This window comes from Humidesulfovibrio mexicanus, assembly GCF_900188225.1.
Classification (GTDB): Bacteria; Desulfobacterota; Desulfovibrionia; order Desulfovibrionales; family Desulfovibrionaceae; genus Humidesulfovibrio; species Humidesulfovibrio mexicanus.
This window is the reverse complement of record NZ_FZOC01000008.1, coordinates 72,150-92,760: the sequence shown is the minus strand read 5'-3', so window position 1 is coordinate 92,760 and position 20,611 is coordinate 72,150. Positions and strand designations below refer to the sequence as shown.

The 20,611-nt window shown below is 66.5% G+C and carries 16 protein-coding genes; 14 read left to right on the top strand and 2 right to left on the bottom strand.

Annotation, left to right across the window (positions count from 1 at the left end):
* Positions 1-41: 41 nt before the first annotated feature.
* Positions 42-5,885, top strand: a complete 5,844-nt coding sequence (locus CHB73_RS14635) for a FecR domain-containing protein (RefSeq protein WP_089275348.1) — start codon at positions 42-44, stop codon at positions 5,883-5,885.
* A 37-nt stretch (positions 5,886-5,922) separates the two neighbouring features.
* On the opposite strand, the gene CHB73_RS14630 is transcribed toward CHB73_RS14635, so the two are convergent.
* Together CHB73_RS14630 and CHB73_RS14625 are read right to left on the bottom strand one after the other, a co-directional pair.
* A complete protein-coding gene (locus tag CHB73_RS14630) occupies positions 5,923-6,444 on the bottom strand; it encodes a methylated-DNA--[protein]-cysteine S-methyltransferase (RefSeq protein WP_089275347.1) in 522 nt (173 codons plus the stop codon).
* 17 nt (positions 6,445-6,461) lie between these two features.
* Positions 6,462-7,475, bottom strand: coding sequence for a TIGR01212 family radical SAM protein (locus CHB73_RS14625; RefSeq protein WP_235641622.1), 1,014 nt, complete (start codon positions 7,473-7,475; stop codon positions 6,462-6,464).
* Between the two features lie 117 nt (positions 7,476-7,592).
* On the opposite strand from CHB73_RS14625, the gene CHB73_RS14620 reads away from it, so the two are divergent.
* The 13 genes from CHB73_RS14620 to glmU all read left to right on the top strand — a co-directional run bounded on the left by CHB73_RS14620 (position 7,593) and on the right by glmU (position 20,595).
* The gene (locus CHB73_RS14620; RefSeq protein WP_089275346.1) at positions 7,593-8,633 is read left to right on the top strand and encodes a rod shape-determining protein; all 1,041 of its coding nucleotides are present in this window, start codon (positions 7,593-7,595) and stop codon (positions 8,631-8,633) included.
* A gap of 1 nt (position 8,634) precedes the next feature.
* Positions 8,635-9,480, top strand: coding sequence for a rod shape-determining protein MreC (mreC, locus tag CHB73_RS14615; RefSeq protein WP_089275345.1), 846 nt, complete (start codon positions 8,635-8,637; stop codon positions 9,478-9,480).
* A gap of 4 nt (positions 9,481-9,484) precedes the next feature.
* Positions 9,485-9,952 (top strand): hypothetical protein, encoded by a 468-nt coding sequence (locus tag CHB73_RS14610; protein ID WP_089275344.1) that lies wholly within the window; start codon positions 9,485-9,487, stop codon positions 9,950-9,952.
* Positions 9,936-11,903: a penicillin-binding protein 2 gene (gene mrdA / locus CHB73_RS14605; RefSeq protein ID WP_089275343.1), complete on the top strand. Its 1,968-nt coding sequence runs from the start codon at positions 9,936-9,938 to the stop codon at positions 11,901-11,903. Before CHB73_RS14610 ends, mrdA begins: the two co-directional genes overlap by 17 nt.
* Entirely contained in the window at positions 11,900-13,015 is a 1,116-nt protein-coding gene (rodA, locus tag CHB73_RS14600) for a rod shape-determining protein RodA (protein ID WP_089275342.1), read from the top strand. The genes mrdA and rodA overlap by 4 nt, the downstream gene beginning before the upstream one ends.
* 242 nt (positions 13,016-13,257) lie before the next feature.
* On the top strand, positions 13,258-13,680 hold the full coding sequence (locus CHB73_RS14595) for an ATP synthase F0 subunit B (protein ID WP_089275341.1): 423 nt from the start codon (positions 13,258-13,260) through the stop codon (positions 13,678-13,680).
* A 58-nt stretch (positions 13,681-13,738) separates the two neighbouring features.
* Entirely contained in the window at positions 13,739-14,284 is a 546-nt protein-coding gene (gene atpF, locus CHB73_RS14590) for a F0F1 ATP synthase subunit B (RefSeq protein ID WP_235641621.1), read from the top strand.
* Complete coding sequence (gene atpH / locus CHB73_RS14585) at positions 14,281-14,832, top strand: ATP synthase F1 subunit delta (protein WP_089275340.1); 552 nt, start codon at positions 14,281-14,283, stop codon at positions 14,830-14,832. Before atpF ends, atpH begins: the two co-directional genes overlap by 4 nt.
* Before the next feature lie 4 nt (positions 14,833-14,836).
* The gene (gene atpA / locus CHB73_RS14580; RefSeq protein WP_089275339.1) at positions 14,837-16,345 is read left to right on the top strand and encodes a F0F1 ATP synthase subunit alpha; all 1,509 of its coding nucleotides are present in this window, start codon (positions 14,837-14,839) and stop codon (positions 16,343-16,345) included.
* Between the two features lie 18 nt (positions 16,346-16,363).
* Positions 16,364-17,236, top strand: a complete 873-nt coding sequence (locus CHB73_RS14575; protein ID WP_089275338.1) for a F0F1 ATP synthase subunit gamma — start codon at positions 16,364-16,366, stop codon at positions 17,234-17,236.
* A gap of 18 nt (positions 17,237-17,254) precedes the next feature.
* Entirely contained in the window at positions 17,255-18,658 is a 1,404-nt protein-coding gene (atpD, locus tag CHB73_RS14570) for a F0F1 ATP synthase subunit beta (protein WP_089275337.1), read from the top strand.
* A 10-nt stretch (positions 18,659-18,668) separates the two neighbouring features.
* Positions 18,669-19,091: a F0F1 ATP synthase subunit epsilon gene (locus tag CHB73_RS14565; RefSeq protein ID WP_089275336.1), complete on the top strand. Its 423-nt coding sequence runs from the start codon at positions 18,669-18,671 to the stop codon at positions 19,089-19,091.
* Between the two features lie 127 nt (positions 19,092-19,218).
* Entirely contained in the window at positions 19,219-20,595 is a 1,377-nt protein-coding gene (gene glmU, locus CHB73_RS14560; RefSeq protein ID WP_089275335.1) for a bifunctional UDP-N-acetylglucosamine diphosphorylase/glucosamine-1-phosphate N-acetyltransferase GlmU, read from the top strand.
* Positions 20,596-20,611 lie beyond the last annotated feature (16 nt).

Below are 20,611 nucleotides of genomic sequence, written 5' to 3'. Positions count from 1 at the left end.
CGCGCTGTCCTCGGACCACCCGACGCGAGGAGAGCAAGCCCATGGCGCAAAACATCGGCACCGCCAAGGCGATCCAGGGACAGGTGACGGCCACAGGGCCCGAGGGCGCGCGCGGCCTTTCCGTGGGCAGCCCGGTATTCAAGGGCGACACAATCTCCTCGGCCAAGGGGGCGGGCGGGTCCATCCAGTTCCTGGACAAGACCGTGCTGAACGTGGGCGAAGGCTCCAAGGTCAGCCTCGACCAGTACGTGTTCGACGCGAACAAGAGTTCGGGCCAGGCGCTGTTCAAAATGGCCCAGGGCACCTTCCGCGCCGTCACCGGCGAAATCGTCAAGCACAATCCCGAATCCTTCAAGATGCAGAGCCCGCTGGCCACCATCGGCATCCGCGGCACGGAAACGGCGCACACCGTTCCCGGCCCCGGCAACCCGGACGCCAGCGAAAGCCACCTCGTCATGGTCTTCGACGGCAAGCCCGTCATCGTGCAGCCCTTGGGCGGCGGGGCCTTCCAGGTTCTGTCCCAGGCCGGGGTGAAGGTGGAGGTGGGCAAGTTCGGGGCAGGCCCCGTGCTGGTGATGACCCCGCAGGAATTCAAGTACTTCCAGGCCCTCACCGAGACGGGCCTGCAGCAGGGCGTGCCCCAGGACGTGCTCTCGCCCACGGCGCCGCAAGGCCAGAAGGATCCAACCGTGCAGGGGGCGCAGGACGCGGCCAACAAGGCCACGGCCGAGGCCCAGGCCAAGGCGGCGGCGGAAGCCGAGGCCAAGGCCGCGGCGGAGGCCGCGGCAAAGGCCGCCGAAGAGGCCGCGGCCAGCGGCGATCCCGAAGCCAAGGCCGCGGCGGAGGCCGCTGCAAAGGCCGCTGCGGAAGCCGCCGCAAAGGCCGCGGCCGAGGCCAAGGCCGCGGCGGAAGCCGCTGCCAAGGCCCAGGCCGAAGCCTTCGCGGCCCAGCAGGCCCTCATCATGGCCCAGGCTGCGGCCGAGGCCGCCAAGGCCGCCCAGCAGGCGGCGGAGCAAGGCCAGCAGCAGGGCCAGGGCATGACCCTGACCCCCGGCTCGGTCATCACCCTCACCACCACCACAAACGCCCAGGGCCAGACCAGCACCACCTTCACCGTCACCAACCCTGGCGGCCAGGGCGGACAGGGCGGACAGACCACAAGCCCGGTGATCATCTCCGAGGTGGCCCAGGACCAGTTCAAGCCCATCGACACCCAGAACGACCCCCTTCCCGGCGGAGACACCACGCCCCCCACGCCCTCGGTAAACACCCTGGACCTCTCGGCCCTGACCTGCCCCGTGTACGTGGACCTGGGGATGGGCTACTATTTCAACGAACAGACCCACCAATCCGTCACCTTCGACTCCAGCATCGTCAACGTGGTGGGCACAAGCGAAAACGACACCCTGGTCGGCGATGAGAACGCCAACAGCCTCTCCGGCGGCGACGGCAACGACTCCATAAGCGGCTTGTGCTGCAACGACACGCTCAACGGCGGGGCCGGTTCCGACAGCCTGTACGGAGGCAACGGCGACGACGTGCTTCTCGGCGGGGACGGGGCGGACATCCTGGACTCCGGCATCGGCGTGGACAGCCTCTCCGGCGGCAACGGCGGCGACGCCTTTTTCCTGGGCACGGCCCTGAACGATACCATCGGCCTGGACACCATCCAAGGCGGCGCGGGAACGGACTTCCTCTACTTCACCGACAACGGGGCCGGGACGAACGACCTGGACACCACGCGCGGCGTGGAAGCCGTGGTGCTGGGCGACGCGGCCACGAACATCGTGTTCCCGTCCGGCTATTCCGCAAGCGACTGGGCCGCCGTGGGCGGCATCGTCAACATCGACGGCAGCGCCCTCACCAGCGACCACAGCATGGTTTTCGACGGCTCCTCGGGGAGCGCGGCGGGCAGCTTCATCATCCGGGGCGGCGCGGGTGCGGATTCCCTCTCCGGCGGGGCCGGGCACGATTCCATACGGGGCGGCGACGGCGACGACACGCTGTCCGGCGGCGCGGGGAACGACACCCTGGACGGCGGCGGCGGGACCAACACCGTAACCTATGCCACAGCCACAGCCGGAATCTTCGTCGCGCTGGACGACCACCTCGCCGAAGACGGCATGGGCGGCCAGGACCAGCTTGCGGACATCCAGAACGTCATCGGCTCCGCCCACGACGACACCATCTACGGCGACTCGCTCGACAACCGCATCGAAGGCGGTGCGTGCCACGATTCCCTGGACGGAGGCGCAGGCCACGACACCATCCTCGGCGGCAGCGGCGACGACTCCATCTACGGCGGCAACGGAAACGACATCCTCCAAGGCGGGGACGGCAACGACTCCATCCACGGGGGCGATGGAAACGACTCCATGGCCGGAGACGCAGGAGACGACTCCCTCACCGGCGGCGATGGAAACGACACCATTCAAGGCGGCAACGGCAACGACTCCATCATCGGAAGCCTGGGGGCCGACAGCATCGACGGCGGGGCCGACAACGACACCCTGAGTTACCAGGGCTTCGGCTTCAGCGTGGAGGTGAACGCCCAGAACCGCACCGTGGAGTACGTTGACGGCTCCCCCGTCATCCAGGGCTACTTCAGCATCGAAACCATCATCGGCAGCGGCCTGGACGACACTTTCAAGGCTTCCGCCGATGCCGACAAGTTCGACGGCGGCGGCGGCCGCGACACCCTGAACTATTCCCTGTCCACCGCCGCGGTCGCCGTGAACCTCGCGGCCGAGACGGCCTCTGGCGGCTACGCCCAGGGCGACGTCATCAGCGGCTTCCAGGACCTGGTGGGCTCGGACTATGCGGACACCCTCACGGCCCACGCCTCGGGAAGCGTCATCGACGGCGGCGCGGGAAACGACACCCTGCACGGCGGGGCGGGCAGCGACAGCCTGCTTGGCGGCGATGGCGACGACCTGCTCAGCGGCGGCGCGGGAAACGACACCCTTGACGGCGGCGGCGGCGCCAACACCGTGAGCTACGCAGCGGACACCGGCGGCGTCAACGTCCTCCTGGAGGACGGCTGCGCAACGGACGGCGGCGGCGGCGAGGACCAGCTCATCGACATCCAGAACGTCACCGGCTCCGCCTACGATGACACCATTTATGGCAACAATGTGGCCAACGTGCTGCAAGGCGGAGCGGGCAACGACTCCATCGAGGCCCGCGACGGCGACGACACCATCACTGGCGGCGCCGGTGCGGACAGCCTCTACGGCGCGGACGGCGCGGACACCTTCGTCTTCAGCACTGGCGATGGAGTGAGCGGCGAAATCATAGACGGCGGGGCCGGCGCCACCACCATCAAGACCTTGGGCTCCGTGGACTTCACCGAGGTGGGCGGCTTCGGCCTTGACCAGACCGGGCCGACACACACTCTGGACCTGGCCGCAGGCAGCACCACCCGCTTCGACTGGGACGCGTTCGAGGGGCTGGCAACGGGCAAGGTCATCCTGCTGGGTTCGGACGCCACCGCCGAGCGCATCGAATTCATCTCCTTCGACAACGGCAACACCTTCAAGCCGGGCGCCTTCGCCTACGGCCAGGGCATAACCGCCAACGACACCCTGTACTTCGAGGGCGACGACCAGCCCGACCCGGACATCATGGACTACTCCGGCCTCAGCTCGGCCTCCATCAGCCTTGAGGGCACGGGCGACGGCGCGGGGACCATCCTCTTCGACTCCATGACCCACAGCTTCGCGGGCATCGAGAAGATCAAGGGCACGGATCTGGCCGACGCCATGGACCTGACCCAGAATTGGACCACGAACGCCTGGCTGTACGGCGGCGCGGGAAACGACACCCTGCAAGGCGGCGCGGGCAGCGACGCCCTCTACGGCGAGGCCGATGGCGACCTGCTCTTCGCAAGCGAGGGCAACGACACCCTGGACGGCGGGGAGGGCACGGACACGGCCAGCTTCGAGGAATCCTCGCACGCGGTGGAGGTGGACCTGCAGACCGGCAGCGCCATCGTGGGCGGCGAATGGACGAACAGCCTCGTGAGCATTGAAAACATCGTCGGCTCCAGCCACAACGACACCATCGCGGGCAACGCATCCAACAATCTCATAAGCGCCGGGGTCGGCAACGACTCCATCATCGCAAGCATGGGAGCCGACACCATCGACGGCGGGGCCGGGCACGACGTGCTGGACTACAGCCCCTTTGTCAGCGACACCCCCCTGAACATCGACCTGGGCACTGGAATCGCCACCTACTTTGACGGCCAGCTCTTCACACAGACCATCAGCAACATTGAGGAGGTCATCGGCGGCCGGGGCACCGACAGCATCACCGGCAGCAGCCGTGCCGAGACCATAGACGGCGGCCTGGACGACGACACCCTCACCGGCGGCGATGGCGGCGACACGGTGAGCTACATAAGCGCTGAATCCAGCGTGACGGTGAACCTGACGGCGGGCACGGCCACAGGCGGCGCGGGCAGCGACAGCCTGAGCGGCTTCGAGAACATCATCGGCTCCGACCATGCCGACACCCTCACCGGCGACTCCGGCAACAACGTCATCGAGGGCATGGACGGCGACGACAGCCTTGTCGGCGGCGGCGGCCGCGACACCGTGAGCTACCTGCGCGCAAGCGCGGCCGTGAGCGTAAGCCTGCTGGCCGCCCTGGCCACGGGCGGCGCGGGAACCGACACCCTGAACGGCTTCCAGGACATCATCGGCTCCGGGCAAAACGACACCCTCACCGGCGACACGAACGACAACTGGATTCGCGGCGGCGCAGGCGACGACTCCATCACCGGCGGCGACGGCTCAGACACCCTGGACTACGCGGACGCCAGTTCCTCCGTCACCGTGAACCTCTCCACCGGGCTTGTTTCCGGCGGCGGCGGCAACGACTCCATCTTCGGCATGGAGAACATTGTCGGCTCGGCCCACGACGACAGCCTCACCGGCGATGCCGGGAACAATTGGATCACCGGCGGCGCGGGCGACGACCAGATATTCGGCGGCGCGGGCGACGACACCGCCGTATTCTCCGCCGCCGCCGGAAGCGTCACCGCAAGCCTGCTGGCTGGCACGGCCAGCGGCGACGGCCAGGACATCCTGGACGGCTTCGAGAACCTCGTGGGCTCGGCTTTTGCCGACAGCCTCACCGGCGACTCCGGGGACAACGCGCTCACCGGCGGCCTGGGCGACGACACACTCCAGGGCGAAGGCGGAAACGACACCCTGGACGGCGGAGAAGGGCACGACCAGATATTCGGCGGCCTGGGCGACGACCTCATCATCGGCGGCCTGGGCGACGACACAATTGACGGCGGCGACGGCATCGACACCCTGGACTTCAGCAGCCTGTCGAGCCTCATGGCGGCCAGCCTGTTCAATGGGCAGGCCGTCATCGGCAACGATTTCTTCACCCAGGTGCTCTCCGGCATCGAAAACCTCATAGCCAGCAATTTCGGGTGCCAGTTGTTCGGGTCCAGCGGGGACAACATCCTCACCGGCGGCACGGGCAACGACTTCCTCATGGGATACGGCGGCGCGGACACCCTCACCGGCGGGAACGGCGACGACCTCTTCTACTTCCTTACCCCGGGAGCGGCGGTCGCCATCGAGGACTTCACCAGCGGCGCCGACACGCTCTCCTTCTTCATCGAGAACGGGGGCTTCGAGGGCCTGGCGAGCCCCTGGACCTTCGACACGGTGGCGGGCGGCAGCCACTCCGGCTCCGAAGCCAAGGCCTCCCTCGTCTTCGACACCAGCGACTCGACCCTGTACTACGACGCCGACGGCAGCGGCGCGGGCACAGCCACGGCCGTGGCCGTGCTGCAGGACGGGGCCACCCTCTCGCAGTCGGACATCGTCACCCTGAGCGGCGGGCCGCCCGTCGTCTTCTAGATGATTCCGCCCTGAACAGCCACGGCCCGGCCGGGAGTCAGCTCCTGGCCGGGCCGCTCTCCATTTCAAGCAGCAACGCCTTCAATGCCAGGCCGTGGGGATTGGTGTAGCCGGTAAGCGCGCCGCCAACGCCCAGCACCCGGTGGCAGGGCACGACCAGCGGCCAAGGGTTGCCCGCCATGGCCCGGCCCACGGCCCGCGCCGCCCCAGGACGCCCGCAAAGCCGCGCAAGCTCGCCATAGGTCACGGTGGCTCCATGGGGCACGCGCGCAAGCAGACTGGAGAGCACCAGCCGGGCGAAGGGCGTCAGGGCGTCCCAGTCCAGCGGCAAGGGCGGGAAGTCCGCCGGGCGGCCCTGCGCCAAACGCGACAGGGCCTGAAACACGGCGCGGGCCTCGGGGCTCGCATCGACCGCCAGGCCGGAGGCCTGCGCCCTCTCCAGGCGCAGCGCCACGATGCGCCCGGCGCGCTCCCCTGTGCCCCAGAGGATATCCAATCCCAGCGGCGAAGCGGCCACGCGCTCCACCCGGCCGTCCTCAATGCGCTTCCCTTGGGCCATGGCTCCTCCTTGCGGGTTCAGGTCCAGTCCGGCCGGGCGTGCGGGCATTGCGCCCGGCCCTGCCAGGTGTCGCGCCGCACAAGCTCCCGGCGCAGCAGATCAAGATTCGCGGCCTTGTCCTGCGCCCAATCCGGGGCCAGCAGCTCGCCCGGCGCGGGATCGGCGAAGACCCGCTCCACGCGGATGTCCGGCCGCAGCAGTTCCAAAGCCCGAATGAGCGCCTCCAGGTACGCTCCCCGTTCCGGCGGGCGAAATGCTCCGGCGCGCCAAGCCCGCGCAAGGGGCGCGCCCCGGCACACCAGCAGGTTGTGGAACTTCACCGCCGCCACGGGCAGGGCGTTCACAAAGGCCACCGAGCGCTCCAAATCGTCCGCGGCCGCACTGGGCAGGCCATGCAGCAGGTGCGCGCACACCTCCAGCCCGCGCGCGGCCGCGGCGCGCGCCGCCAGGGCGAAGGCCTCCGCCCCGTGGCCCCGGTTGGCGCGCAACAGCACGGCATCGTCGGCGGATTGCAGGCCCAGGTCCAGCTGCAGAAACGGCTCGCCGCCGGTTGCGGGCAGCAGGCGCAGCGCCTCGGCCAGGATGTCCAGGCGCTCCTCCCCCGCGCCAATATCCAGGCAGTCCGGCCGGGTGCCCAGGCAAAGTCCGGCAAGGCCTGGCAAGGCGACCGCCTCGGCCATAATCGCCCGCAGGCGCTCGGGCGCGGCGTGGGTGTTGGTGTAGGCCTGCAAATAGCCCAGAAGCCGCACACCCGGCTGGCGGGAAAGCAGGCGCGGCGCGAACCGCTCCCACTGCTCCGCCAGGCCGACCCCCTGGGCGAAAAGGCCGGTTCCGGAGCCTGCGGGATTGCAAAAGCTGCACCCGGCGCGGGAAATGGTTCCATCGCGATTGGGGCAGGAAAGCCCGGCGTCCAGGGGCACCTTGCGCGCGCGCGCGCCCAGCCGCCGCCGGTAGTACGCCGATGCGGCGAACCAAAGCGGCGTGTTCAGCGGCGGGAAATGCCCAGGGTCCGGGGAGGGGCGCGTGCTCATGTATTGCCTGCCAAGATTTCTTTTGGTACGGGTGGCTGTTCCACGGCTGATGCGTTGATACACGCCGCCCGTCAAGGGTACGTGCGGTGAAGCAATATTTCAAGAACCGGGGGTCATATGGTCAAGTTGTTTGACAAATTCTTCGAATACCTTTCCACGGACCTGGCCATCGACCTGGGCACGGCCAACACGCTGGTCTACGTGAAGGGCGCGGGCGTCATGCTCTCCGAGCCTTCCGTGGTGGCCGTGAAGCGCGACAGCCGCGGCGGCAAGGTGGTGCTGGCCGTGGGCACCGAGGCCAAAAAGATGCTGGGCCGCACGCCCGGCAACATCGTGGCCATACGCCCCATGAAGGACGGCGTCATCGCCGACTTCGAGGTCACCGAGGCCATGCTGCGCCACTTCATCTCCAAGGTGAACAACTCCCGCCGTCTGGTGCGCCCCCGCATCATGATCTGCGTGCCCACGGGCATAACCCAGGTGGAGAAGCGCGCCGTGAAGGAAAGCGCCCAGAGCGCCGGCGCGCGCGAGGTGTACCTCATCGAGGAGCCCATGGCCGCGGCCATCGGCGCCAACCTGCCCATCACCGAAGCCACGGCCAACATGGTGGTGGACATCGGCGGCGGCACCACGGAAATCGCCGTCATCTCGCTTTCCGGCATCGTGTACGCCAAGAGCGTGCGCATCGGCGGCGACAAGATGGACGAGGCCATCATGCAGCACGTGAAGCGCAAGTACAACATGCTCATCGGCGAAAGCACCGCGGAAGAAATCAAAATGACCATCGGCAGCGCGTACCCGGTTGAGGGCGCGGGCGAGATGGAGGTGCGCGGCCGCGACCTGGTCACCGGCATCCCGCAGAACCGCGTCATCACGGCGGAGGAAGTGCGCGGGGCCATCAGCGAGCAGGTGGAAGGCATCGTGCAGGGAGTGCGCATCGCGCTCGAACAGACCCCGCCCGAACTCGCGGCCGACATCGTGGACCGGGGCATCGTGCTCACCGGCGGCGGCGCGCTTCTCAAAGGCCTGGACAAGCTCCTCCAGCACGAGACCCAGCTGCCCATCACCGTGGTGGACGATCCGCTCACCGCCGTGGTGCTCGGCTCGGGCAAGGCGCTTGAATGCATCGACCTGTACAGGGAAGTGACCACGGACTAGCGTGAATCTGAAAAAGATCGCCATCTTCCTCGTCGCCGGGCTCTTCGTCTACCTGAGCCTCTACACCTGGAACCTGCGCTCCGGCCACCTGACGCGTCTGAGCACCTATTCCGGGCTGGACAGCGTGGGGACGGTGTTGCGTCCGGGCCGGTGGGCGGGCTCGGTGGCGGACGGATTCGTGGACCGCTACGTGGACCTGGTGGGGCTGAAGCAGCAGAACGAGGCCCTTGAGGCCGAGGTGAAGGCCCTGCGCCTGGAGAACATGACCCTGCGCGAGCGCGCCGAGGCCACGGCCCGGGTGGAGCGCCTGCTGGCCTTCCCCGAGCCGCCCGACTGGCGGCGCGAGGGGGCGCGGGTCATTGCGCAGCGCGTGGGCCCCACCGCGATCCTCGAAACCATTCTGGTGGACCGGGGCAAGCTGTCCGGCGCTGTGGAGGACACCCCCGTGCTCTCGCCCGAGGGCGTGGTGGGCCGCATCTACCGCGCGGGACTCACGGCCTCCACCGTGCTGCTTTTGACGGACCCCTCCAGCCGCATCGCCGTTGTGGGGCGCGACAACCGCGCCGCGGGCGTGGTGTATGGCATGGGCGAGGGCGAGAAGCTCGTGGTCAAGTACGTGGGGCTCACCTCAACCATCGAGCAGGGCGAAATCCTGGTCACATCGGGCATGGACGGGGTGTACCCCAAGGGCCTGCCCGTGGCGCGCGTCACCAGCGTGAAGCGCGAGGAGGCCACCCTGTTCATGGAAGTGCGCGCGGAGCCCATGACCGACAGCGCCCGTTTGGAAGAGGTGTTGCTGCTCAAGCGCGCGGCGCAGCCGGAAGACACCCGCGCCCTTTGGGAGTAGCCCCATGCTCGCCGCGCTGTGGTGGACGCTTTTTACCGTCTGCGGCATATGGGGACAGGCGCTGGTCCCAGGGGTGGACTTTTTCGCTCCGGGCATGGCCATAAGCCTGCGCTGGCAACGGCCCGCCGTCACCGTGATCCTGGCCATCGTCTGGATGGCCATTCAGGAGGGCGCGGGCGGGCTGGCCTTCGGCTATGGCATTCTATGGTATTTCACCCTGTTCTCCCTGCTCACCCTGGGCCGCTGGCTGCTCGACCCGGACAGCTTCCAGTTCCAGGCGCTCATCGGCCTGGCCTTGGGCGCGGCGCACTTCCTGCTCCTCTACCTCATGGCCGTGCTGGAGCTGCGCGCCTTCCCCCTGAACCGGGTGCTGCTTGAGTGTCTGCTGCAGACGGCGCTCTACCCGGCGCTGTGGTACACGGCGTCCAACCTGTTTCCGGAACGCCTGAAGCGCGATGAAGAACCTGCTTAGCGGCTCCAGCCAGAACATGCCCCGCCACGGGGCCACGCTGCTCCAGTTCCTGGTGCTGGGGCTGTTCTGCCTGTTCCTGGTGCGCCTCTGGTATCTGCAAATCCACCTTGGGCCCGTGTTCACGGAAAAAAGCCGCAACAACCAGCTGCGCATCGAATACCTCTTCGCCCCGCGCGGCTTTCTGCGCGACAGAAACGGCGAACTGCTCGCCGTCAACGAGCCCGCCTTCGCCCTGGGGCTGGTGCGCGAGGACTGCGACGACATTCCCGCAACCCTGGCCAAGGTGTCCGAGCTCACGGACATTCCGCTGGAGCGCCTGCAGGAAATCTACGCCCGCAACAAGCCCAAGGTGAAAAGCTTCGAGCCGCTGGTGCTGGTGCCGGACCTGAATTTCGAGACCATCGCCAAGATCGAGGGCATGAGCGTGCGCTGGCCGGGGCTCGAAATCCTCTCCCGCACGCGGCGCAAGTACAATTACGGACACCTGCTTTCCCACGTCCTGGGCTACGTTTCCGAGGCCAACGAGTCCGAGATGCAGGCGGACCCCACGCTTTCCCTGGGCGACTTCGTGGGCAAGCAGGGGCTGGAGAACCGGCTCGACTCCCGTCTGCGCGGGGCCAAGGGCAAGCGGCTCATCGAGGTCGATGTCACGGGCCGCAGGCTCTCTGAGGAGCAGCAAGGCGAGCCCAAGGCCGGCGAGGAGGTGTTCCTGTCCATCGACCTGGGCCTGCAGCAGTTGGGGCACAAGATGCTGGAGGGCAAGAGCGGCGCGGTCATCGTCATGGACCCCGACTCCGGCGAGGTGCACGCCCTTGTCTCCGAGCCCAGCTACGACAGCAACATGTTCACCAACGGGCTTTCCAGCGCCCAGTGGGCCCAACTGCGCGACGATCCCCTGCACCCGTTGCAAAACCGCGCCACCCAAAGCGTGTACCCGCCGGGATCGGTGTTCAAGCTGATCATCGCGGCCGCCGGACTGCACTACGGCGTTGTTGACCCCAAGGACACCGTGACCTGTACGGGCGAGGTGGCCCTGGGCAGCCACGTGTTCCGCTGCTGGAAACACTCCGGCCACGGCACCGTGGACATGCGCCGCGCCCTGGTGGAAAGCTGCGACGTGTATTTCTACCGCCTGGGCATGAAGCTCGGCGTGGACCGCATGAGCGCATTCGCCAAGGCCTGCGGCTTCGGCTCGCCCACCGGCATCGACCTGCCGCACGAAAAAGGCGGGCTCATCGCCAGCCGCGAGTGGAAGCTCAAGCGCTTCGGGGTGCGCTGGACCAAGGGCGAAGACTTGAACATGTCCATCGGCCAGGGCTACACCGTCACCTCGCCGCTGCAGGTGGCCCGGTACATCGCCGCGGTGCTCAACGGCGGCAAACTGCTCAAGCCCTCGCTCATAAAGGGCGAGCCCGCGACCGTCACCGGCCAAATCCCCCTTACCCCGCAGCAGGCCGAACTGGTGAAGCAGGCCATGGTGGCCACGGTTGAGGATCCGCGCGGCACCTGCCACAGGGTGCTCACTCCGGGCGTCGTGGTGGGCGCAAAGACCGGCAGCGCGCAGGTGGTGCGCCTGACGGAAGAGCTGCGGCGCATGGGCGACAGCGTGCCCTACAAGTACCGCGACCACGCCTGGATGGCCGGATTCGGCGAACAGGGCGGCAAGCGCTACGTGGTGGTGGCCATGGTGGAGCACGGAATGCACGGCGCCTCGGGCGCGGGACCGGTGGTCAAGGCCATGCTCAACGCCCTGTTCCTGGGCAAGCGCGAACTGCCGCCGCAGGACATCGCCGGCGCGGAAAGTCCGGCCGAAAGCCCGGCCGCCAGGCTGGAGGCCGTGGAGACCCAGTTCCCCGAGCCGCCGCAGCCCATGCCGCCAAGCTTTGGCGGTGACCGCCCGGCGCAGGAGCCCCTCCGGCCAGGGCCGAGCGAGCAGGAGGCCCCCCAGTGAGCCCCATCGACCGGCGGGTCTTCTACCATGTGAACTGGAAGCTGGCGGGCCTCATGGCCGCGCTGTTCGCCATCGGCGTGCTGAACCTGTATTCGGCGAGCGGAGTGCGGCTTGACGTGGGGGTTCAGGTGGAGAACTACTACCAGAAGCAGCTCATCTGGGGCGCCATGGGCCTGCTCGGCATGGCGGTGTTCATGGCCTTCGACTACCGCCGCCTGCACGCCGCGGCTTGGCCGCTGTATACGGTGACGCTGCTGCTGCTGCTGGCCGTGCCCATAGCGGGCAAGACCGTGCTTGGCGCGCGGCGCTGGCTCGATCTGGGCCTGTTCAACCTCCAGCCCAGCGAGCTGGCCAAGTTCGCGATGCTGCTGCTGGGCGCGCGGCTGCTTTCCGAAGACTCCGAGCGCTTGCATCTCAAGGAACTCGCCTCGGTCCTCGGACTGGGCCTGCTCCCCGCCCTGCTCATCATCAAGCAGCCGGACCTGGGCACGGGAATGCTGGTGCTGCTGCTGCTCGGCGGTCTGGTGCTGTACCGCGGCGTGCAGCCGTGGCTGTTCCGCACGCTCTGCGTGCTGGTTCCGTTGGTCATGCCGCTGTTCTGGTTCGTGCTCAAGGACTACCAGAAGCGCCGCATCCTCGCCTTCCTCGACCCCGCCACCGACCCGCTTGGCTCCGGGTACCACATCCTGCAGTCGGAAATCGCCGTGGGTTCGGGCAGAGTGTTCGGCAAGGGGTTTCTGGGCGGCACGCAAAGCCAGCTGCGCTTCCTGCCCGAAAAGCACACGGACTTCGCCGTGGCCGTGTTCGGGGAGGAGTGGGGATTCTTCGGCATGACCGTGCTGCTCTCGGTCTTTTGCGCTTTCCTCTACCAGCTCGCCGTGGTGGCCCGCGACGCCAAGGACCCGTACGGCAGCTACCTGGCCGCCGGGGTGTTCTTCTATTTCTTCTGGCAAATCCTCATCAACATGGGCATGGTCATGGGGCTCATGCCCGTGGTCGGCGTGCCCCTGCCCTTCATCAGCTACGGCGGCAGCGCCACCGTGGTGAACTTCTGCCTGCTCGGACTCGTGCTCAACGTGTCCATGCGGCGCTATCTCTTCAAACAAACCTGAGCCCTTTCCCGCGGCCAGGCCGCCACACCCGCCCGGAGCATGGCACAGATTTCACAAAGCAGGGCTGCGGTTCCGCAAATTCGGCGCCTTGCACAATACCCCTACAATTTCGGCATATTGCAAGGGCTCAAGAACCCGAAAAATAGAAAAAAGGCTTTGACAGGGCCAAGGCGGTAGTGTAAGTCCCCTCTGACTTTGGACCAAATTTCACAATCCCAATTCCAAAGCGCTGGGGGCCGTCTATGATAGATCTCGACAAAACGTTCGCGATTCAGCTGGTCAATTTTCTGGTCACGGTGGCGGGGCTGAACGTGTTCCTGATCCGTCCCATTCGGGAAAAGATCAAGGAGCGCAACACGCTCATGGCCGATCAGACGGCCAGCATCGAAAACTTCAACTCCAGCGCCGACGAAAAGCTGAAAAGCTACCAGCAGGCCCTGGACACCGCGCGTCAGCAGGGGCTTGAACTGCGCAAGCAGCTGCGCGCAGAAGGCGCGGGAGAGGAACAGCTGATCATGGCCGCGGCCGGCAAGGAAGTGGCTGCGACCATGAAGGCGAACCAGGACGAAATCGCCGCGCAGGTGGCTGGCGCCAAGAAGGCCCTTTCCGCCGACGTGGAGACATTCGCGCAGAAGGCCACAGCCAAGATCCTTGGCGCGGCCTAAGCCCACAGGCAGAAGGAGGGGGAACACCTTGAAAGTTGCACGGCACACAGTACTGACCTTGATCGGCGTTCTTGCGTTCACGGCGCTGGCCTACGCCAGCGGCGGGGAAGCGGGCGAGGATCACGGGCTGCCCTGGGCCAACTTCGGCTGGCGCATCCTGAACTTCGTCATCTTCATCTTCCTGCTCTACAAGTTCGCCGGGGCCAAGGCCGCGGCCTTCTTCGGCGGTCGCCGCACGCAGATCAGGAAGGATCTTGAGGATCTTGAGCTGCGCAAGGTCGAGGCCGAAAAGAAGCTCAAGGACGTGGAGACGGGCATCCGCAACCTGGAGCAGGAACGGGCCGCCATCCTGGCCGAGGCCAAGACCCAGGGCGACGCCATCAAGGCCGCCATCCTCGAAAAGGCCCACAAGGACGCCGAGGCCATGAAGGCCCAGGCCGTGACCAGCGCCGAGAACGAGGCGCGCGCGGCCTTTGACCGGGTGCGCGGCGAAATCGCCGACCAGGTCATCGAGCAGGCGACAAAGATCGTGCGCGAGAAGCTCACCGAGAAGGATCATGAGCGCCTCGTGGATGAATACTTAACAAAGGTGGTGCTCAATTGAGCGGGAACATCGTCGCGCGCAGGTACGCCAAGGCGCTGTTCGCCGTGGGCATGAAGCAAGGCGATGCCGAGCTTGAGGCCTATGGGAAGCAGCTTGCCGGGCTGGCTGGGGCATTGGCGGAGTCGCCGGAGGCCTTGCGGTTCTTCAAGAACCCGGTCTTCAGCGTCGAGGAGAAGAAGGCTGTTCTCAAGCAGATAACGGATGCGCTGGGTCTTACGCAGACCATGGTGAACTTCGCGAGCCTGCTTGCCGACAAGAACCGCCTGGTCTCCCTGCCTGAGATCGCGGAAGACTTCGGCGCCATGCTTGACGAGAAAAACGGCATCGTGTCCGGCAAGCTCGTCACCGCCGTCGCGCTTTCCGATACCCGGAAGGTGGAATTGAAAGAACGGCTTGAGAAGCAGACCGGCAAGAAGCTGGTCCTCGGGTTCGACACCAACGCCGAGATTTTGGGCGGTGTGGTGCTGCAGATCGGGGACTCCGTGCTTGACGCCAGCCTGCGCGCTCAGCTGAACATTTTGAAAGAAACCATCAAGAGGGGTGAGTAGGGCCATGCAGATCAAAGCGGAAGAAATCAGCAAAATCATTGAGGGACAAATCCAGAATTACGAGTCCCGCGTGGAAATGAGCGAGACCGGCACCGTGCTCTACGTCGGTGACGGCATCGCCCGCGTGCATGGCGTCAAGAACGCCATGGCCATGGAGCTCCTGGAGTTCCCCGGCGGCCTCAAGGGCATGGTGCTCAACCTCGAAGAGGACAACGTCGGCGTCGCGCTTCTGGGCGACTGCACCGACATCAAAGAGGGCGACCCGGTCAAGCGCACCGGCCAGATCTTCTCCGTGCCCGTCGGCGAGGCCGTGCTCGGCCGCGTCATCGACCCCCTGGGCAACCCCATCGACGGTCTCGGCCCCATCCAGGCCAAGGAGACCCGCCCGGTGGAGCTGAAGGCCCCCGGCATCATCGCCCGTAAGAGCGTCCACCAGCCCATGATGACCGGCCTCAAGGCCATCGACGCCATGACCCCGGTCGGCCGCGGCCAGCGCGAACTGGTCATCGGCGACCGCCAGGTCGGCAAGACCGCGGTCTGCATCGACGCCATCCTCGCCCAGAAGGGCGGCGACGTGAAGTGCTTCTACGTGGCCATCGGCCAGAAGAAGGCCACCGTCGCCCTGGTGGCCGACACCCTGCGCCGCTATGGCGCCATGGACTACACCACCATCATTTCGGCCACCGCCTCCGAGCCCGCGCCCCTGCAGTTCATCGGCGCGTACTCCGGCTGCACCATGGCCGAGTACTACCGCGACTCGGGCCAGCACGCGCTGATCATCTACGACGACCTGTCCAAGCAGGCCGTGGCCTACCGCCAGATGTCGCTGCTGCTGCGCCGCCCCCCCGGACGCGAAGCCTTCCCCGGCGACGTGTTCTACCTGCACTCCCGCCTGCTGGAGCGCGCCTGCAAGGTGAACGACAGCCTCGGCGCCGGTTCGCTGACCGCCCTGCCTATCATTGAGACCCAGGCCGGCGACGTGTCCGCGTACATTCCGACCAACGTCATCTCCATCACCGACGGCCAGGTGTACCTGGAGCCCGCGCTGTTCAACGCCGGCATCCGCCCGGCCATCAACGTCGGCCTCTCGGTCAGCCGCGTGGGCGGCGCCGCCCAGATCAAGGCCATGAAGCAGGTCGCCGGCACCCTGCGACTCGACCTCGCCCAGTACCGCGAGCTCGCCGCCTTCGCGCAGTTCGGCTCCGACCTGGACAAGGCCACGCAGCAGAAGCTGAACCGCGGCGCCCGCCTGGTGGAGCTCTTGAAGCAGCCCCAGTACCAGCCCATGCCCGCCCAGGAGCAGGTGGTCAGCCTCTACGCCGGCACCCGCGGCTTCATGGACGAGGTGCCCCTGGACGCCGTGCGCAAGTTCGAGACCGAAATGCTTGAATTCCTGCGCAACTCCAAGGCCGACATCATGAAGGACATCATCGAGAAGAAAGCCCTGGACGCCGACCTCGAAGGCCGTCTGAAGGCCGCCATCGAAGAGTTCAAGAAGGGCTTCCGCGCCTAACCGGCGCAGGAGGGTGCAATGGCTTCCCTGAGGGATGTCAAAACAAAAATAGGCGCGGTCAAGAAGACCAAGCAGATCACCAAGGCCATGAACATGGTGGCCTCGGCGAAGCTGCGCAACGCCCAGAGCCGCATCGAGCGGTTCAAGCCGTACGCGCAGAAGTTCAACGAAATGCTTGGTGATCTTGCCGCCGGGGCGGATGAGTCGGTCCATCCGCTTTTGGCCAAGCGCGAGGACAAAAAGACCGTAGGCATCGTCATCGTCACTTCCGACCGCGGACTGTGCGGCAGCTTCAACGCCAACATCATCAAGGCCGCCCTCAAGCTGGCCCGTGAAAAGAAGGCCGAGGGCCTGGGCGTGAAGTTCTACTGCGTGGGCAAGAAGGGCCGTGACGCCATCCGCAAGGCGGAGCATGAAATCGTCGTCCAGTATGGCGATGTCATGAACCACTTCGACTTCACCCTGGCCAGCAAGCTGGGAGGAGAGATCATCAGCTCCTTCCTGGACGGCACGCTGGATGAAGTGGTCCTCTGCTACGGCGAGTTCATCAGCATGGCCCGGCAGGTTCCGGTGACCCAGACGGTGCTGCCCATCAGCGGCGCACCTGCTGGCGAGTCGAAGCCCTCCGGCAAGGAGTACGTGTACGAGCCCTCGGTCGAGGGTCTTCTGGCCGAACTCCTTCCCCGCTTCGTGAAGGTGCAGGTGTACCGTGGAATGCTCGACACGTCCGCCAGCGAACATGCCGCCCGCATGAGCGCCATGGACAACGCCACGCGCGCCTGCGACGACATGATCGGCAGCCTGACGCTTCTGTTCAACAAGACCCGTCAGGCCGCCATCACCAGGGACCTTATGGATATCGTCGGCGGCGCTGAGGCGCTGAAAGGATAATCAAGGGGGCGAAAGAAAATGAGTGCGAACGTAGGGAAAATCGTTCAGGTTATCGGCGCCGTCGTGGACGTCGAATTTCCTGAGGGACAGCTGCCTCAGATCCTGAGCGCGCTGCAAATCAACAATCCGAACAACACCGATGCTCCGGACCTGATCTGCGAAGTCGCCCAGCACCTGGGCAACAACGTGGTCCGGACCATCGCCATGGACGCCACCGAGGGTCTGGTCCGCGGCATGGCCGCCACCGACACCGGCGACTCCATCCAGGTGCCCGTCGGCCTTCCGGCCCTGGGCCGCATCATCAACGTTGTCGGCCGTCCCGTGGACGAAATGGGCCCGATCAACACCGACAAGCACATGTCCATCCACCGCTCCGCTCCGCCCTTCGTGGACCAGAACACCAAGGTCGAAGTGCTTGAGACCGGCATCAAGGTCGTGGACCTCCTGATCCCCTTCCCCAAGGGCGGCAAGATGGGCCTCTTCGGCGGCGCCGGCGTGGGCAAGACCGTTATTCTCATGGAGATGATCAACAACATCGCCAAGCACCACGGCGGTCTGTCGGTCTTCGCCGGCGTGGGTGAGCGCACCCGCGAGGGCAACGACCTCTACCACGAGTTCAAGGACGCCGGCATTCTGGACAAAGCCGCCTTGGTGTACGGGCAGATGAACGAGCCCCCGGGAGCCCGTGCCCGCGTGGCCCTCACCGGCCTCACCATCGCTGAGAACTTCCGCGATGCCGACGGCCAGGACGTGCTGCTGTTCATCGACAACATCTTCCGCTTCACCCAGGCGGGTTCGGAAGTGTCCGCGCTGCTCGGCCGCATGCCCTCCGCGGTGGGTTACCAGCCCACGCTCGGCACCGACCTCGGCGAACTGCAGGAGCGCATCACCTCCACCACCAAGGGTTCCATCACCTCGGTGCAGGCCGTGTACGTGCCCGCAGACGACTTGACCGACCCCGCCCCGGCCACGACCTTCTCGCACCTGGACGGCACCCTCGTGCTTTCCCGCCAGATCGCCGAGCTGGGCATCTATCCCGCGGTGGACCCGCTGGACTCCACCAGCCGCATCCTTGACCCGCTGGTTCTGGGCGTGGAGCACTACTCCGTCGCCCGCGCCGTGCAGCAGATCCTCCAGAAGTACAAGGAACTGCAGGACATCATCGCCATTCTGGGCATGGACGAGCTCTCCGACGACGACAAGCTCCTCGTCGGCCGCGCCCGCCGCATCCAGCGCTTCCTGTCCCAGCCGTTCCACGTGGCCGAAGCCTTCACCGGCAAGCCCGGCCGCTACGTCAAGCTTGAAGACACCATCAAGGGCTTCAAGGAGATCATCGACGGCAAGCACGACGAGATCCCGGAGAGCGCCTTCTACATGGTTGGCGACATCAACGAGGCCATTGAAAAGGCCAAGCAGGGATAGGTAGGACGCCATGTCCAAAAAGCTGCTGCTTGAAATCGTGACGCCTGACCGCAAGGTCCTCTCGCAGGACGTTGACTACGTCGGCGCTCCCGGCGCGCTGGGCGAGTTCGGTGTGTTGCCGAACCACATCCCCTTCCTGTCCGCGCTGGGCATCGGCAACCTGTACTACAAGGACGAGGGCAAGATCCACTACGTCTTTGTGTCCGGGGGATTTGCCGAGGTCAGCCCCGAGAAGGTCACCGTCCTGGCCGAGGCGGCGGAAAAGGCGACGGATATCGATCTGGAACGCGCCCGCAAGGCTCAGGAGCGCGCCCAGCAGCGCCTCCAGCGCGCCCAGGAGAAGATCGACCATGCGCGCGCCCAGGCCGCGCTGCGTCGAGCCCTGGCCCGCATGAGCTGCCGCAATTCCGGCGAAAAGGCTGGCACCTGCTAGCACGGCCGGTTACGGCGCAAGGCACCACCACAACCACGGCAGGCCGGACTCGTTCCGGCCTGCCTTTTCTTTTTTTTGAAATAATGCGAAAAGCGCCGCAGACATCACGGCTTCCACAGGAGTCCCCATGCCCAACCCGAACACCGTCGCCGTCATCCTTGCCGCAGGCAAGGGCACGCGTATGCATTCCGACCGGCCCAAGGCCCTGCAGACCCTGCTGGGAGACACCATGCTCGCCCACGTGGCCAGGACCGCCGCCTCGGTGGCCGCGCATGTGCTGACCGTGGTCGGCCACGGGCACGAACTGGTCCGCGCCACGCACCCGGACCTGGCCCAGGGCTTTGTGCTCCAGGAGGAGCAGAAAGGCACCGGCCACGCCCTGCAATGCGCCTGGGACGCCGTGCGCCAAAGCGGCGCGGCGCACTGCCTTGTGCTGAACGCAGACGCCCCCCTGCTCTGCCCCCAGGACCTGGACGACCTTCTGGGCTTTGTGCGCGAGGGCGCGGACATCGCGTTTTTGACCACCGTGCTGCCCGATGCCGGCTCCTTCGGCCGGGTGCTGCGCGGAGCGGACGGGCGGGTGACCGGCATTGTCGAGGCCAAGGACTTCGACCCCGCGCGGCACGGGACCGACACCGGCGAGGTAAATACCGGGGTGTTCTGCCTTTCCGTGGCGGCGGTGGAAGCCGCGCTCTTTTCGCTCACCAGCGCCAACCGCGCCGGGGAGTATTACATCACCGATCTGGTGGCCAACGGCCTGGCCGCCGGGTTGGCCGTGCGCGCGCACCGGCGCGACAACGCCCTGGACCTACTCGGCGTCAACTCGCCCCTGGAGCTGGCCCAGGCCGAGGAACGCCTGCGCGGGCGCATCGTGTCGCGCTTGCTCAAATCCGGCGTCATCCTGCACCACCCGGACAGCATCGTGGTGGGACCGCAAGCGCAGGTGGAGCCAGGGGCGGAGCTCATCGGCCCTTGCCGCGTGCTCGGCGCAAGCAGGATTGCCAGCGGGGCGCGGGTGGGAGCGTTCAGCCAACTCACGGACAGCGTGCTCGAAGCCGGAAGCACCGTCCGCGAGCACAGCCACCTGGAGCAGGCCCGCCTTGCCCCAGGCAGCGACTGCGGGCCCTTCGCCAGGCTGCGGCCCGGTGCGGAGCTGTGCGAACGCGCGCATGTGGGCAACTTCGTGGAGATGAAAAAGGCCGTGCTCGGGTCTGGGGCCAAGGCAGGGCATCTCTCCTACCTGGGCGATGCGGAGGTTGGCGCGGGCGCCAACATCGGCGCGGGCACCATCACCTGCAACTACGATGGCGCGCGCAAACACAAAACCGACATCGGCGCGGGCGCGTTCATCGGCAGCAATACGGCCCTTGTGGCCCCGGTGCGCGTGGGGGAAAACGCCCTTGTCGGCGCCGGTTCCGTGATTACAAAAGACGTTCCGGACAGGGCGTTGGGCGTGGCCCGCTCCAAGCAGATCAATCTTGAGGGGCGGGGCAAGAAACCTTGATTTCGCCCGCCGGAAG